Origin of the sequence: Gordonia sp. SGD-V-85 (genome assembly GCF_001456905.1) — a bacterium.
GTDB lineage: Bacteria > Actinomycetota > Actinomycetes > Mycobacteriales > Mycobacteriaceae > Gordonia > Gordonia hongkongensis.
This window is the reverse complement of sequence record NZ_LNQO01000016.1, coordinates 1-14612: the sequence shown is the minus strand read 5'-3', so window position 1 is coordinate 14612 and position 14612 is coordinate 1. Positions and strand designations below refer to the sequence as shown.

The window sequence follows — 14612 nt, the reverse complement described above, 5'->3', positions numbered from 1 at the left end:
GGTCAGTCCTCCTCGAGGAGTCGTTCGAGCAGTGGTCGGTGGTAGAACAGGGTGCCGTCGACGTCGTCGGGACGTTCAAGTTCGCCGAAGTGCACGCGGCGGGCGCCGGTCCGCATGAAGACACAGCACCACTGGACCGCGGCATGGACGTAGAACCAGCGCAGGTCGCCCAACTCGACTCCGGTGAGCTCGCGGTAGGTGTCGCGGACGTCGTTCTCGCGGAGCAGGTCCGGCAGCCCGGGAAGGCCGGCCATCGTCGCGAGCTCTTGGAAGACCCGGTGTGCGAATATCACCCAGGCGATGTCCAGTTCGCGGGGACCGGTGCGCGCCATCTCCCAGTCGAGCACCGCCGTCGGGGTGAAGTCGACGAACATCATGTTCCCGATGCGCGAATCTCCCCAGGACAGCACCGGTTCGGCGTTCGCGGCATCGTCGGGGAAGTTGTCGGCGAGCCAGGCGAGCGCCCGCTCGACGAGAGGCGAGCGGCCGATCCCCTCGACCGAGAAGTCGTACCAGTCCCGCAACCAGGCGAGCAGACGAGCGAGGGGGGTGTCACCGGCGGGCAGGTCGTCGGCGAGGAAGTCGAAGTGCCGGGCCGCGTCGGGGATCGAGTGCAGGGCGGCGATCACGCCGACCGCGGACTCCTGGGCCCGCCGGCGATCGTACTCGGTGGCGTCCCCGAACCAGTTGTCGCCGAACGTGTACGGCATGACATCGGGTGGGACTTCGCCCTCGCACCGGTCCATGAGGAAGAACGGGGCTCCCAGCAGCGAGCCGGTCGGCTCGAGGTGGTGCACTACCGGGACCGGGACGTCGCTGAGCCGGGCGACCAAGCGCATCGTCTCGTACTGGTGATCCATTCGGTAGGAACGGAACACGGGGACGTCGGTGTTCGACGGCGCCATCCGCATCACCCAGTGCCGGGTGGGCTCGCCGGGCCACGACACGGAGACGGGGATGGTCTCCGACGACATGCCGTTGCTGTCTCCGGAGGCTGCGACCGTGACCTCCGGTACGACATCGGATGTGTCGTCCTGCTCGGACAGCCAGCGCGCGAGCGTCTCGGGGACCGAGGCGTTGTCGCGGCTGGAACGTTGCAGATGGTCGATCTGCTCGACGGCTGGCTCGGTGGCCATGGCACCCCCTGTGATCGATACCGGCGGATTCGCTACGGTGAGTAGCGTTATGACAGCAGAACGGTCGTGCGGTCCGCAGCGACTTCGGGAAATCTCTATGCGAGAGTTGGCAAGCGATGAGTACTGAGACGGGAGAAGCGGTCTCGGGGCGGCCGCGCGACCTGCGTATCGACTCCGCGGTACTCGACGCCGCAGCCGAACTGCTCGTCGATGTCGGATACCGCAAACTCACGATGGCCGCGATCGCCGATCGTGCGGGGACGACGAAGACCGCGCTCTACCGCCGCTGGTCGGGGAAGGCGGAGTTGGTGCACGATCTGGCGTTCGCCCGCATGACACGACTCCCGCCGTCCAGCGGAGAGGTGGGCGCCGACATCCGCACGATGGTCGGAGCGGCGCGCGACCTGTTCGCCAGTCCCGTCACCCGCGCGGCGTTGCCCGGTCTGATCTCGGACATGGCTGCCGAACCCGAGCTGGCGGCGCGTGTGCACGCCGGGTTCGCGGAGGTGTTCGGCGCGTTGCGTGACCGGTTGGTGATCGCGGTCGATCGCGGCGAGGTGCATCCCGATGTCGATCCGGATCGGCTCATCGAGGTCGTCGGCGGGGCGGCGATGCTGCATGCGTTGTTGCTCGACAATCGCGACTTCGAGACCGCGTGGGCCGATCAGATGAGCGCGATCGTCGTGCACGGAGTTCTCCGATGACTCGCCCGCACCCACCTACACTCGTGGGATGACCGCCCCCAGCAACACCGACGATGTCGTCGAGCAGATCCTGTCCACCTACGACGCGATCACCGTGGTCGGTGCCAGCGCCAATCCGTCGAAGGCCGCCAACGAGGTGCCGGCGTACATGAAGAACCGTGGCTGGCGGATCATTCCGGTGAATCCCGCGGCCGACGAGATCGTCGGGGAGAAGGTGTACCGCACCCTGGCCGACATCCCGGAACAGGTCGGCCTCGTCGACGTGTTCCGCCCGGGACCCGAGTGCGCCGACGTCGCCCGGGCGGCCGTCGCCGCCGGCGCGACCGCGCTCTGGCTGCAGCTCGGGATCATCTCGGCGGAGGCGCGGGCGATCGCCGAGGATGCGGGTCTGCTGTACGTCGAGGACCGCTGCCTGATCATCGAGCAGCGCCGCACCGGTATCGTCCCCGGCTGACGCCGAAGGTGACCCGGTGAACTTCCTCGACGAGCTCACGCATCAGCGACTGCCGCTGTTCCTGCTGTTCGCGTCGTTCGTCATCACGTTCATCGTCACGCGGGTGATCACCCGACTCATCCGGGCGGGCAAGGGCCCCTTCCGCAACAACGTCTCAGACGGCGTGCACGTGCACCACATGGTGCCCGGTCTGATCCTGACGATCGTCGGCGCCTTCCTCTCGGTGGGTGTCAACGGGGCGTCGCCCGGTGCGGAGATCAGTGCGGTGCTGATCGGTGTCGGCGCCTCACTGGTGCTCGACGAGTTCGCGCTGATCCTGCGCCTGCAAGACGTGTATTGGTCGCCGGAGGGCCAACTCTCGGTTCAGGTGGTGGCGCTGACAGTCGCCGCGCTGGGCATGGCGGTCCTCGGGTTCAACCCGCTCGACGACGCGGACGTGGAGATCGGTCCCGTCGCGCTGGTGGCCACCGTGCCGATCAATGTCGCCTGCGCGATCCTGTGCGTGCTCAAGGGCAAGTTCTCCACCGCCATCGTCGGCGTCTTCATCCCGGTGTTCGCCTGGGCCGGTGCCATCCGGCTGGCCCGGCCACACTCGGCGTGGGCGCGCCGGCGGTACGCACCGGCGAAGGCGGAGAAAGCGCGGGCCCGCGCGAAGAGCTTCGACGACCGTTGGGGCCGTTGGGGTCTGAGCATCGGCGACCTCATCGCCGGCAAGCCCACCGACCCCGCGAGCGTGGTCGCCCCGTCGCTGGAGGCCTCGGCCGCCGCCGATCCCGGGCCGACGCACCCGACCGACGAACGTCAACTCGACTGATGGACTTCGATCGAAGTCCATCAGTCGAGTTCGAGTTCATCAGTCACCAACCGCGAACGCGTCTCGGGCAATTTCGACGAACCGTGCTGCAGCAGCGGAGTTCCCCGACCTCCAGAGCAATCCCAGATGTGCGGTGGCATCGACATCCCGGATCGGCACCGCGACCACGCGGTCGTCGGCCGCGGCGATCGACTCGCTGAGAATGCCGACTCCCATTCCGCTGCAGAACAACTCGATGATGGCGTCCGGCGACGAGGCCTCGATCGCGGGTCGGATGGCTCCTCCGGCGACCGAGGCCGCCGCGTCGAACACGCTTCGGATACCCGCGCCGCGGGGCAGGCGGATGAGCGATCGGTCGCGCAGCGAGGCGAGATCGACGGTGCGGCCCCGGGGCCGGCGCGGTGAGGTCGCGCGCGGACGGGCCGCGATCCGGGATCTCTGGGCATCGGTCTTGGCGCACCGGCCGACCTTCGCGCCGGAACCGCCGTTGCCCACCCTGGTATTCGGGGACGATCTTGCACTCACGTCGACTCCACCCCGTGATGGTGCAGGTGCCCGCGCGCAGGTGGTGGCGCGGCAGGCCGACGGATCGTGGGTGCGGATCATCGACCAACCGGAGTTCCAGGCACCGAAGTACTGAGACTCCGGGCCCGGATTTCTGAGGCCGGATTCAGATCCCGTGCTAGCTTCGCTGTGGTGGCGGTTACATCCGCCGGGCGACGGTGCGAAGGGACGGATCGGGCGTGGGAGTACCGGAAGCGGACGGTGTCGCCGCGAAGATCGCGTCCCGGCTCGGCGACAAGCGTGGTGGCACGCTCTCGGTCGAGGGCGCGAGACTCCTGCCGGCGGGCGCGAGCAGGGCGACGTACGCGGCCACCCTCGTCGACGGAACCGGGCAGGTCGAGCCGATCATCATCCGCGCGGTTCCCGCTGCAACCGACGACGGCGGACTGCGGGCCGAGGCGCAGGTCCTGCGTGCCGCCGCCGACGCCGGGGTGCCGGTGCCGGAGATCCTCGACGCCGGATTCGACGAGGACGACAACGCGCTGGGATTCCCCTATCTGGCAATGAATTTCATCGACGGAGAGTCCATCCCGCGGCGCATTCTGCGAGACGATGCCTACGAGGGTGCGCGCGCCGGATTCGTCGATCAGTGCGGCGAGATCCTCGCACGTATCCACCGGATAGACGTCACACAGACGCCCGGTCTCGGTGATCTCGGCGATCCGATCGACGGTTTGCGGGAGCTGTTCCCACGCGAGTTCGATGCGATGCCGGCCGGCCTGGTGCTGGCCACCCAGTGGCTCACCGGCAACCGACCCGAACCGTCACCACGGCACACGCTCGTGCATGGCGACTTCCGGCTGGGCAATCTGCTCGTCGACGCCGAAGGAGTTGCGGCGGTTCTGGATTGGGAACTGGTGCACCTCGGCGATCCCGTCGAGGACCTAAGTTGGCTATGTGCGAAGGCGTGGCGTTTCGGAGGGTCGACGCCCGTGGCCGGGATGGGTGACCGGACCTCGCTCCTCGACGCCTATGCGCGCGAAGCGGGTTGGCGTCCCACCGAACAAGCCCTCCGCTGGTGGGAGCTCTACGCCACCGTCAAGTGGGGACTGATCTGCGCGGTGCAGGCCGCCCGGCACCTCGATGGCGTCGAACGATCCGTCGAACTGGCCGCGATCGGACGCCGAAGTGCCGAGCAGGAGTTCGACGCACTGCTCGACCTCGGTCTCGTGACGCCGGGACCGGTACCCGATCCGCTGGCCGAGGCGCCGGCCGAGGAACCGGACAACGATCTCTACGGTTCACCGACCGCAGTCGAACTACTCGAGGCGCTCACCGAATTCCTGCGGTCCGACGCGGTCCAGGCAGACCTGTCGCCGCAGGTGCGTTTCCATACGAGAGTGGCCGGCAACGTCGTCGACGTCGTGCGGCGACAGATGCTCACCGGCGCACGGGATGCCGAAGCGAGCGCGCAACGGCTGAGTGCGCTCGGCGTCGCTGATCAGCACGCGCTGTGCGAGGCCCTGCGTTCCGGCGAACTCGACGGCACCGACCCGAAGGTCCGTGACGCCGTCGTCGCCGACGTGCGGGCGCGACTCCTGGTCGCCAACCCCAAGTACTTCGCGGTCCCTCACCCGTGACCGCCGGACATCCGATTCCAACCGAGAGGGGTTCATCGTGGACTTCGCACTGCCCGAGTCGCTGACCGACTATCTTGCCGAACTCGATGCTTTCATCGAGGCGGAGATCATTCCCCTCGAGCAGACCGACGACAACATCCGCTTCTTCGACCATCGGCGCGAGGACTCCCGAACAGACTGGGAGCGTGGTGGTTTGCCGAACAAGGAGTGGGAAGCTCTTCTGGGAGAGGCGAGACGACGCGCGGATGCGGCCGGCCACTTCCGCTACCCCTTCCCGTCCGAGTTCGGTGGTCGGGACGGATCGAACCTGGCGATGGCGATCATCCGCGAGCACCTGGCGTCGAAAGGTCTGGGGCTGCACTGCGATCTGCAGAACGAGCACGCCATCGTCGGCAACAACATCGGGCTGCTCCTCATGCTCGAGTACGGCACCCCCGAGCAGCGGGAGGAATGGGTGGAGGGCCTGGCCGCGGGTACGAAGTTCTTCGCCTTCGGCATCACCGAACCCGACCACGGCTCCGACGCCACGTGGATGGAGACGACCGCCGTCCGCGACGGCGACGACTGGATCATCAACGGCGAGAAGACGTGGAACACCGGTATCCACGCCGCCCATCGCGACATCATCTTCGCGCGCACCAGCGGCGAACCGGGCGAGGCCCGCGGCATCACGGCGTTCCTCGTCGACCCGCAGGATCCGGGTTTCGCCGTGGAGGAATATCTCTGGACGTTCAACATGCCCACCGACCACGCGCACATCACGCTGCGGGACGTCCGGGTGCCGAACTCCGCGGTGTTCGGGGCGGAGGGAGCCGGCCTGCAGGTCGTGCAGCACTTCTTCAACGAGAACCGCATCCGGCAGGCGGCCTCCAGTCTCGGTGCCGCCCAGTACTGCGTCGACCGTGCGGTGGCCTACGCCAACGAGCGCGCGCCGTTCGGCAAGAAGCTCTCGACGAATCAGGCGATCCAGTTCCCGCTCGTCGACCTGCACACCCGGTGCGCGATGATCCGGGCGCTGATCCGCGAAACCGCCTGGAAGATGGACACCTACGGGCCGTTCGCCGCGTCGGCCGAGGTCTCCATGTGCAACTACCAGGCGAACCGGCTGTGCTGCGATGCCGCCGACCAGGCGATGCAGGTGTTCGGCGGACGCGGATACTCGCGGCACGAGCCGTTCGAGCACATCTACCGGCACCATCGGCGCTACCGGATCACCGAAGGTGCCGACGAGATCCAGATGCGACGCGTCGCCGGATACCTGTTCGGTTTCATGTCGGGAAAGGCGCCCAAGGGAGTGCAGTCGTCCTGAGTAGGCTGACCACATGATCGCGGTCATCATCATCGTGGCCACCGTGGTGGTTGCCCTGTTCATCCTCGGCGGCGCCGCCTGGTTCGCGTACGACTCGGACAAACGGGTGCGCACCTTCGCCCGATCCACCGACCTGATTCCCGGCCGACCGGGTCGGGCGCCGGAGAGCTGGGCCACCGACAATACCCGGGAAGCACTGCTGCATCGGCGCATTCGATACGCGATCGCCGACGTGCATGCCAACCCGGCGATCCCGCACGACGACGAACTCGTCGCGGCACGCAACCGCCTCGACGACGCGGTCTTCGAACTCGACGACCGGCTGATCGCGTCGGTGGATCTGGGCGACGACGAGTCGACCGAGGCGCTCGATCACGCCGAGTCGGCGATCAAGGACCTCGAGAAGCTGCCGAAGAAGCTGTGGGAGGCACCTCGCGAGGAACAGCTCGCCGACCTCGACCGCGTCGCCCGAGTGCTGTCGCGCGGCTGACGGTCAGATCACCGTCGGCCGTGGCGGCGGGTCCGGCTGCGGGGGAGCAGGCTGTGGGTCGGGAGCCGGCGGCGGGGTGGGAACGGGAATCGGCGGCTCCGGCGGCGGCTCCGGGATGGGCTCGGGCGCAGGCACGGGCTCGGGCGGAGGTGGGGGCGGCGGGACCGGTTGACTCATGTGCGGACTCCTCTCGACGCGAATGTGTCGTTCGCGGTTCGCTTGGTTCGTCCTGATGACTTCTCCGACGCTACGCCCGTGCCGGGAGCCCGGCCACCGGGCGACACTCAGGGGCCGGCGAGTTCCAGCAGTGTGCGCACGGTCCGCAGGTTGCGGCCGGTGCCCTGTACACCCAGGCCGCGCGCGATGACCGGGGCGGTCAGGGTCGATCGTCCGGCCCCGTTGGCGTAGCGGATGTGCAGGTCGGACCCGAGGACGCGGACCACATCGTCGCCGAAGTCCTTGCGTTCGAACGCGGCCACCTTGTCGCGCGCCGGTTCGCTGGTCAGGAAGTAGACGTAGGAGTATTTGTCGTCGACGACGTCGAACGGATGCGCCTCGAGCGCGGCCCGGACCTGTTCGGGCGAGCGGCTGATGACCTCCCGGAACCAGCCGTAGCGATCCTGCAGCGCGGTCTCGAGCGCGCGGTCGAACCGCTCGGGGTCGGCGGGCGGCGAACAGATCAGGTTCCCCGACGCGATGTAGGTGGAGACCTCCGTGGCTCCGAGATCGGCTGCCAGATCACGTAGTTCGGCCATGGGGAGTTTCGCGCCGCCGACGTTCACCGCGCGGATGAGCACGATGCGCCGGCTCACGAACGTACCTTCGACAGGTCGGTCCGAATCAGCATCACGTTGTAGTCGTCCCACCGGGAGACGACGAAGTAGAGGTCCCTACCCGACGATCGAGGGTGGATGTAGGGCGTGTACAGACCGCTGGACTGCTTGTGCGAGACGAGCACCCGCTCGCCGCTCCACGGACCCACGGGTGACGGCGACGTGCGCATCACGATCGTCCCCGACCGCTCGGTCAGCATGATGAACCGGCCTAGGAATGCGTTGTATGCCACGGACATCTCGCCGACCGGGCCGGCGACGATCGGCGTGGCCTCGGCCGGATTCGACGACCAGCCCGTGCCGCCGCGAAAGTACTGGTACCGGTCGAGGTTCAGGATGTCGGCGGGCCGGAAACGGGCCACGTGAGCAGAGCCGAAACGCCCATTCGGGGTGCCGTACTGATAGATGTACTCGCCACTCCGGAGGAAGGCGCCCATCTGGAACCGGTTGTGGCCACGCGTCACCTGGGGAACGCCCGGGATCGTCAGATCGGCATTCCAGCGAAGGGTGTTGTTGTCGACGGTCCAGGTCTGACCGTTGTTGTACGACACGGCGATTCCCGAATAGTTGGTGTTCCAGCGGCCTGGGCCAAGCCACCGGTGGATCGACATGAAACTGACGAACTGCGTGCCGTTGATCGAGATCCCGCCGGTGGGAATCCGCCCGACCTCGATGTTGCGCACCCCGACCGCGTTGAACATGGGTTGCGCCTACGTCGGGTGGGCCGGTGTCACCGAGGCGCCCGACCGGACCGATCCGGGTACGGCGTTCGGGAATCGGATTCCCTTGGCGAGGTCGGAAGTCGCGTCGCTGCGCAGCATCGTGTTGTGCTTCCAGGCCATCTGCCCCGCGCATCGGCCCCAGGTGTCGCCGAAGGCCATCAGGATCTGACCGGAGCCGTTGTCCCACGGCACGCCGACGTCGGTCGCGGTGATCCCGAAACGGGTGTCGGTGCGGGCGGGACTTCGGGGACCGGTCACCCAGGAGATGGCCTTGCTGGCGCCGGTGAGATTCGGGAGCGGTCCCTGCGGCTTCTTCCCATCCGCCCGATAGCTGCCGAAGTCGAGACTGCCCCAGCCGAGCTCGCTGGAGCCCGAACTGCCGGTGCTGCCGACATCGCCCCCGGTGATGCCGGTGGCGTTGCAGACCGCGGCTTCGGCGGGTGCGGACCCAGCGGCGAGCAGGCCGCCCGTGAGGGCGACAGCGGCAACGGTCGAGAAGATGCGGCGGGCCGGACGCATGGACGCACTCCCAGGAGAAACGACAAGTGGTGTCAGTGTTGCAGAAGTGTCAGCTGGGAGAAGCGTCGATGCCAAACCGAGGCCGGTGCGTGACCCGGGAGGAGCGAGCTTGCGAGCCTTCCTCCTGCTCCCTGAGGAGCGAGCTTGCGAGCGTCACGAAGGGTCTTGGTGAGTCGGGTTGCGAAGACCCTTCGTGACGCGCCCTCCGCAAGCTCCGGGCGCTCCTCAGGTAGCAGGGGGGTTGACGCGCCCTCCGCAAGCTCCGGGCGCTCCTCAGGGAGCAGGGGGGTGACGCACCCTCCGCAAGCTCCGGGCGCTCCTCAGGGAGCAGGGGGGTTGACGCGCCCTCCGCAAGCTCCAGGCGCTCCTCAGGGAGCAGTGGGGGAGTTGCTTCTCTTGGATCGCGGCGCCGAGCGGATCAGCGGCGGGTGGCCACCGCGAACGTGCGGCGGAAGGGTAGGACCGTGCCCCATTCGCGTCGGGGATAGGCCTCGGCGAGGCGTTGCTTGAGATCGGCGACGAACTGCACCCGGAGTTCGTCGGACAGCGCTTGCATGTACGGGCGGGCGCCGGTGCCGGACATCCAGTCGAACACCGGGTCCTGGCCGTCGAGCACGTGGAAGTAGGTCGTCTCCCAGGCGTCGGCGTGGTAACCGCGGCCGGCGAAGAACTCGAGGTACATCTCGGCGTCGAGTCGGGGCAGTGCCCGCAGGTCGCCGAAAGCTCCCAGATACGGCTCGGTCGCGGCGAGATCGGCGAGGACAGAGTGGGTGGGGGAGTCCGTGTTGTTGGGCACCTGCAGCGCGAACGCGCCTCCGTCGGTGAGGTGGCCGAGCAGTCGGTCGATGACGTCGAGGTGGTCGGGTACCCACTGAAACATCGCGTTGGAGATCATCAGGTCGACCGGCCGGTGAGGCGTCCACTGCGAGACGTCGGCGGCGTCGTAGTTGGCATGCGGATCGGTGTTGTCGCGGATCGCGCGATCGACCATCTCCGCCGAATCGTCGATGCCCAAAATCTCCGCCGACGGCCAGCGTGCCCGAAGGTGCTTGGTGAGATGACCCGGTCCGCAACCCAGGTCGATCACCGATAGCGGGTCGGTCGGGATCTGTGCGATGAGGTCGAGAAACGGACGCGCACGGACGTCAGCGAACTGCAGATAGCGTGTCGGGTCCCACACAACCATGACTCCACCCTAACCGTGAGCCTGCGATCGGGGGTCGCGGCTGCCGTAGGCTTCCCTGCGTGACAGCTTCCGCGAACCAGGCAACCGATGGCACCTCTGCAGATCCGGCGGCCGGCTCGGCCGTCGTCGAGATCTCGACCGACGGTGCCTGCCTGGGCAACCCGGGCCCGGGTGGCTGGGGCGCGGTGCTCCGCTACAAGGGCACCGAGAAGCGGATCTCCGGGTCCGAGCCGGACACGACGAACAACAAGATGGAGCTCACGGCCGCCATCGAGGGTCTGGCGGCACTGACCAGGCCGTCGACCGTCATCATCTACACCGATTCGACCTACGTGCGCAACGGCATCATGAAGTGGGTCAACGGCTGGCAGGCCAACGGCTGGAAGACCAAGGATCGCAAGCCGGTCAAGAACGCCGATCTCTGGCGTCGTCTGGTCGAGGAGGAGAAGCGACACCAGGTGGAGTGGCGCTGGGTCAAAGGGCATGCCGGCGATCACTTCAACGAGATCGCTGACGAACTCGCGACCACCGCGGCCCGATCGGTGGCCCGATGACGCCGGTGGCGGTGGCCGTCGAACCCGTCCGCGACGAGCACCTGGTCGCCGCGATCGAAGGTGCGGGCGGCCGGATCGTCGGTCTCGACGACGCCCGGGTGCTGGTGTGGATCGGGCCGCCCGGGGAGTTCCCGGAGCTGCCGGACGCCGTCGAATGGGTGGCGCTCAAGACCGCGGGGATCGAGGATTTCGTGGCCGCCGACGTCCTCGACGACCGTCGGATCTGGACCAATGCGTCCGGCTTCTATGCGGAGAACGTCGCCGAACACGCACTGGCTCTGCTCCTCGCCGGGCTCCGGCAGATCAACACCGCCGTCCTGCGCCACTGGGACAAGGAGCGGATCGACACCGCGGTCCGGTCGCTGCACGGTTCCACGGTCGCCATCGTCGGAGCCGGCGGGATCGGCGCCTCCCTCGCTCCGCGTCTTCGGGCATGTGGCGCTCGCGTCGTCGCAGTGAACCGGTCCGGGCGCGAGGTGCCCGGCGCGCACGAGGTCCGACGGTCGGATGAGTTGGATCAGCTGTGGGGGACCTTCGACCACGTCGTGCTGGCCGCGCCGTCGACGCCGGAGACGCGGCACATGATCAACGCCGAGAGCCTCGCCGCGTTACCCACGCACGCGTGGGTGGTGAACGTCGCGCGCGGGCCCCTCGTCGACGAGGAGGCGCTGCACCGCGCGCTGGTCGACGGGCAGATCGCGGGGGCGGCGCTCGACGTGACCGATCCGGAACCGCCCGCCGACGACCATCCGCTCTGGTCCCTTCCGAACGTGATCATCACCCCGCACGTCGCCAACCCGGCGTCGGGGCTGACGCGTGAGCTCGCGCCGTGGGTCGCCGAGAACCTGCGCCGATTCGTCGCGGATGAGGAACTCCTGTCCGTGGTGACCACGAACCGCGACTACTGAGACGGTGTGACCTCGGGGTTCCCCCAGTTTCTAGAACACGTTCTCGTTTCGCGTCTCGCCGTGGCATGGTCGACGGGTGATTCTCGACAGATTCCGGATAGACGACCAGGTGGCCATCGTGACCGGCGCGAGCCGGGGACTCGGGGCGGCGATCGCGGTCGCCTTCGCCGAGGCAGGCGGCGACGTGGTGATCGCGGCCCGCAGTGAGTCCGACCTCGCCCAGGTCGCCGACCGGATCCGTGCGGCGGGCCGACGGGCGCACGCCGTGGCCGTGGATCTCGCCGACCCCGACGCCGCGGCGGCACTCGCCCAGACCGCGGTCGACGAGTTCGGTCGCCTCGACACCGTGGTCAACAACGTCGGCGGTGCGATGCCGCGGCCGCTGTTCGACACCAGTCCCAAGCACCTGCGGGACGCCTTCGACTTCAACGTCGGCAACGCGCACGCGCTGGTCGTCGCCGGCGCCAAGCAGATCCTCGCGACCACGGGCCAGGGGTCGATCATCAACATCACCTCCGCGGTCGGCCGCGTGCCCGGACGCGCCTATGCCGCCTACGGCACCGCGAAAGCCGCTCTCGCGCACTACACCCGCATCGCGGCGATGGATCTGAACCCGAAGATCAGGGTCAACGGCATCGCGCCGGGTGCCATCCTGACCTCGGCGTTGGAGATCGTCGCCGGCGACGAAGGGATGCGCACCGAGGTCGAGACCTCCACGCCGTTGCACCGCCTCGGTGATCCGGAGGACATCGCCGCGGCGGCGCTCTACCTGGCGTCGCCCGCCGGTGCGTACGTCACCGGCAAGATCCTCGAGGTCGACGGCGGGATCATCGCGCCCAACCTGGATCTCCCGATCCCGGACCTCTGATCGACCCGGAACGTTCAGTCCGAGCCGCGCTCCAGCGCGCCGGCGATCTGCTGTTCGAGATGTGCGGCCGCCACCCGGGGAACGTCGATGATGCCGTCGAGCTCGGCGCGGACCTTCTTGTAGGCGGACTGCCTCTCGGCCGGCGTGGCGCCGGTGTCGGCGGCGACGTTGATGAGTTTGCGCGCCCGGTCGAGCGCCTCGCGTTCGATGGGGGAGAACCCGGTCTGCTTGCGACGCCGCGCCTCTCGCTCGGCAGCGTCGAACGCGGCGGCATAGTCGCCGACCGCATCGCGGTACTCGGCGAAGTCGGCTGCGGACATGGAGGCCTCGGCCGTGCCGGCGGCGGAATCCGATTCGGGCCGTAGATCATCCGCGCGGACCCGGGCCCGGTGGAAGGCCAGCGTCAACGGTTCGCGCATGTCGGTCATCAGCGGGAACTCGATCAGAGTCGCGAGATCGAGTTCGTAGGCGAACCACTTCTCGTTGAGCGCGTCGTGCTGCTTGCGGACCCGGCGCAACTGGTCGGCCGAGGTCGTCGTGAGCTTCAGCTGCTCGGTCTGGGCGTTCGCCTTGATCCGGGCGAGCTCGATCTTGTCCTTGCGTCGCTTCTCGTTGTACTTGCCGATCGAACCGGCCCACCCGCCGACGACCGCGCCGACCGGGAAGATCAGCCACCAGTAGCTCTCGGCGAAGTCGACGATCTCGTTCACGGCTCAACTGTACCGAGAGAAGGCCGAGGTCATTAGGGTGAACACGTGGCCGACCCGGACGCGCCGAAGCTCAGCCTCGACACCGTCGAGGCCTGGCGAGAGTGGTTGCGCGACAACCATGAGACCTCGCCGGGGGTGTGGCTTGTGTTCTGGCGCAGGGGTTCGGGCCGGGAACCGCTCGACTACGACGAGTGCGTGCGCGAAGCGCTGTGCTGGGGGTGGATCGACGGTCACACCCGTGTGATCGACTCCGACCGCCGCGGCATGTGGTTCACCCGGCGCGGTCGCAACAGCGGATGGTCGGCGTCGAACAAGGCGCGGGTCGCCGACCTCGCGGCCGCCGGCCGCATCCAGCCCGCCGGCCAGGCCGTCATCGACGACGCTCAGGCCCGCGGCCTGTGGACGCTGTTCGACGACGCCGAGGCGCTCATCGAATCCCCCGAACTCGCCGCCGCCCTCGACTCCGATCCCGTCGCGCGGGCCAACTGGGACGCGTTCCCGCCCAGCGCGCGCAAGTTCGGGCTGTCGCAACTGGCGATGGCGAAACGACCGGAGACCAAGACCAAACGCATCGCCACCATCGTCGAACGGGCGGCGCGCAACGAGCGGCCGGCGTGACCCTTCGTGACGCGCCCTCCGCAAGCTCCGGGCGCTCCTCAGGGAGCGGGGTGGGGACGCGCTTTTCTTGCTCCCTGAGGTGCGAGCGAAGCGAGCCTACTTGTGCTCCCTGAGGTGCGAGCGAAGCGAGCCTTCTTGTGCTCCCTGAGGTGCGAGCGAAGCGAGCCTACTTGTGCTCCCTGAGGTGCGAGCGAAGCGAGCCACGAAGGGGCTCGCAAGGTGCCTTACCAGGCCCTTCGTGGCTCGTCGCTATCGCTCCTCGCACCTCAGGGACCAATGGGTGTGTGGCGCTTTCGGATCAGGGAGCGGGGTGGGGACGCGCTTTTCCTGCTCCCTGAGCCTGGATCCGTGGACGGGTGCGGGGTGTCGATAACGTGAAAATGCCCTCTGAGCTGGAATGATTGGTGGTGTTGAGACACAAAACATTCCAGCTCAGAAGGCACTTTCAGTGAAAGTATCGCACACGTTCTCCGCCACGTCCGCGGTCTTCGACGACAACAACCTGGTGTCGCACGCCGGACTGGTACCGGTCATGAGAGTGGCCGAGTCGACCGGGTTGGCGTCCCTGCTGGGCGAACGGGTCGATCTCGGCACCACCCAGGTCGCCTCCGCTGGGGCCAACCTCGACGCGAAACTGTTGACC

At 67.9% G+C, this 14612-nt stretch carries 15 protein-coding genes and 3 pseudogenes; 12 read left to right on the top strand and 6 right to left on the bottom strand.

The window, feature by feature from the left end:
* Positions 1–2: 2 nt before the first annotated feature.
* Positions 3–1136: a phosphotransferase family protein gene (locus tag AS181_RS17345; protein WP_058252788.1), complete on the bottom strand. Its 1134-nt coding sequence runs from the start codon at positions 1134–1136 to the stop codon at positions 3–5.
* Positions 1137–1252: 116 nt separating this feature from the next.
* On the opposite strand from AS181_RS17345, the gene AS181_RS17340 reads away from it, so the two are divergent.
* Genes AS181_RS17340 through AS181_RS17330 form a run of 3 tightly spaced genes read left to right on the top strand, consistent with a single transcriptional unit; the run spans position 1253 to position 3108 of the window.
* Positions 1253–1840, top strand: a complete 588-nt coding sequence (locus AS181_RS17340) for a TetR/AcrR family transcriptional regulator (RefSeq protein ID WP_058252787.1) — start codon at positions 1253–1255, stop codon at positions 1838–1840.
* Between the two features lie 28 nt (positions 1841–1868).
* A complete protein-coding gene (locus AS181_RS17335; protein ID WP_058252786.1) occupies positions 1869–2294 on the top strand; it encodes a CoA-binding protein in 426 nt (141 codons plus the stop codon).
* 16 nt (positions 2295–2310) lie between these two features.
* Positions 2311–3108 (top strand): hypothetical protein, encoded by a 798-nt coding sequence (locus tag AS181_RS17330; protein ID WP_058252785.1) that lies wholly within the window; start codon positions 2311–2313, stop codon positions 3106–3108.
* Positions 3109–3147: 39 nt separating this feature from the next.
* On the opposite strand, the gene AS181_RS25445 is transcribed toward AS181_RS17330, so the two are convergent.
* On the bottom strand, positions 3148–3603 hold the full coding sequence (locus AS181_RS25445; protein ID WP_331456758.1) for a LysR family transcriptional regulator substrate-binding protein: 456 nt from the start codon (positions 3601–3603) through the stop codon (positions 3148–3150).
* On the opposite strand from AS181_RS25445, the pseudogene AS181_RS25440 reads away from it, so the two are divergent.
* From AS181_RS25440 to AS181_RS17305, 4 genes and pseudogenes are all read left to right on the top strand, one after another.
* A pseudogene (locus tag AS181_RS25440) lies at positions 3509–3748 on the top strand (DUF4440 domain-containing protein); the annotation flags it as partial. The gene AS181_RS25445 and the pseudogene AS181_RS25440 sit on opposite strands and share 95 nt — an antisense overlap.
* 103 nt (positions 3749–3851) lie before the next feature.
* The gene (locus tag AS181_RS17315; RefSeq protein ID WP_058252784.1) at positions 3852–5252 is read left to right on the top strand and encodes a phosphotransferase family protein; all 1401 of its coding nucleotides are present in this window, start codon (positions 3852–3854) and stop codon (positions 5250–5252) included.
* Between the two features lie 37 nt (positions 5253–5289).
* Positions 5290–6561 carry an acyl-CoA dehydrogenase family protein gene (locus tag AS181_RS17310; protein ID WP_058252783.1) on the top strand — a complete coding sequence of 424 codons (1272 nt, stop codon included), beginning with the start codon at positions 5290–5292 and terminating at the stop codon, positions 6559–6561.
* Between the two features lie 13 nt (positions 6562–6574).
* Positions 6575–7051, top strand: coding sequence for a hypothetical protein (locus tag AS181_RS17305; protein WP_058252782.1), 477 nt, complete (start codon positions 6575–6577; stop codon positions 7049–7051).
* A gap of 284 nt (positions 7052–7335) precedes the next feature.
* Here AS181_RS17305 and AS181_RS17300 read toward each other — a convergent pair whose 3' ends face one another.
* From AS181_RS17300 to AS181_RS17290, 3 genes and pseudogenes are all read right to left on the bottom strand, one after another.
* Positions 7336–7863, bottom strand: a complete 528-nt coding sequence (locus tag AS181_RS17300) for a DUF1697 domain-containing protein (protein WP_058252781.1) — start codon at positions 7861–7863, stop codon at positions 7336–7338.
* Positions 7860–9125, bottom strand: a pseudogene (locus AS181_RS17295) (DUF4185 domain-containing protein). Before AS181_RS17295 ends, AS181_RS17300 begins: the two are co-directional and overlap by 4 nt.
* Before the next feature lie 418 nt (positions 9126–9543).
* The gene (locus tag AS181_RS17290; protein ID WP_058252780.1) at positions 9544–10311 is read right to left on the bottom strand and encodes a methyltransferase domain-containing protein; all 768 of its coding nucleotides are present in this window, start codon (positions 10309–10311) and stop codon (positions 9544–9546) included.
* A gap of 59 nt (positions 10312–10370) precedes the next feature.
* Between AS181_RS17290 and rnhA the strand changes: the two genes are divergently transcribed.
* From rnhA to AS181_RS17275, 3 genes are all read left to right on the top strand, one after another.
* The gene (gene rnhA / locus AS181_RS17285) at positions 10371–10865 is read left to right on the top strand and encodes a ribonuclease HI (RefSeq protein WP_058252779.1); all 495 of its coding nucleotides are present in this window, start codon (positions 10371–10373) and stop codon (positions 10863–10865) included.
* A complete protein-coding gene (locus tag AS181_RS17280; protein WP_058252778.1) occupies positions 10862–11773 on the top strand; it encodes a D-isomer specific 2-hydroxyacid dehydrogenase family protein in 912 nt (303 codons plus the stop codon). The genes rnhA and AS181_RS17280 overlap by 4 nt, the downstream gene beginning before the upstream one ends.
* A gap of 76 nt (positions 11774–11849) precedes the next feature.
* A complete protein-coding gene (locus AS181_RS17275; protein ID WP_058252777.1) occupies positions 11850–12641 on the top strand; it encodes an SDR family oxidoreductase in 792 nt (263 codons plus the stop codon).
* Between the two features lie 14 nt (positions 12642–12655).
* Here the strand turns inward: AS181_RS17275 and AS181_RS17270 are convergent, their stop codons facing one another.
* Positions 12656–13351 (bottom strand): hypothetical protein, encoded by a 696-nt coding sequence (locus AS181_RS17270; protein WP_058252776.1) that lies wholly within the window; start codon positions 13349–13351, stop codon positions 12656–12658.
* Between the two features lie 45 nt (positions 13352–13396).
* On the opposite strand from AS181_RS17270, the gene AS181_RS17265 reads away from it, so the two are divergent.
* Together AS181_RS17265 and AS181_RS17260 are read left to right on the top strand one after the other, a co-directional pair.
* Positions 13397–13969, top strand: coding sequence for a YdeI/OmpD-associated family protein (locus AS181_RS17265; protein WP_058252775.1), 573 nt, complete (start codon positions 13397–13399; stop codon positions 13967–13969).
* A 448-nt stretch (positions 13970–14417) separates the two neighbouring features.
* Positions 14418–14612: pseudogene (locus tag AS181_RS17260) on the top strand (IS1380 family transposase); the annotation flags it as partial.

Coding starts and splice junctions, on each gene's coding strand:
- AS181_RS17340 (WP_058252787.1), top strand. CDS start 1,253: ATGAGTACTGAGACGGGAGAAGCGGTCTCGGGGCGGCCGCGCGACCTG.
- AS181_RS17335 (WP_058252786.1), top strand. CDS start 1,869: ATGACCGCCCCCAGCAACACCGACGATGTCGTCGAGCAGATCCTGTCC.
- AS181_RS17290 (WP_058252780.1), bottom strand. CDS start 10,311: ATGGTTGTGTGGGACCCGACACGCTATCTGCAGTTCGCTGACGTCCGT.
- AS181_RS17345 (WP_058252788.1), bottom strand. CDS start 1,136: ATGGCCACCGAGCCAGCCGTCGAGCAGATCGACCATCTGCAACGTTCC.
- AS181_RS17280 (WP_058252778.1), top strand. CDS start 10,862: ATGACGCCGGTGGCGGTGGCCGTCGAACCCGTCCGCGACGAGCACCTG.
- AS181_RS17305 (WP_058252782.1), top strand. CDS start 6,575: ATGATCGCGGTCATCATCATCGTGGCCACCGTGGTGGTTGCCCTGTTC.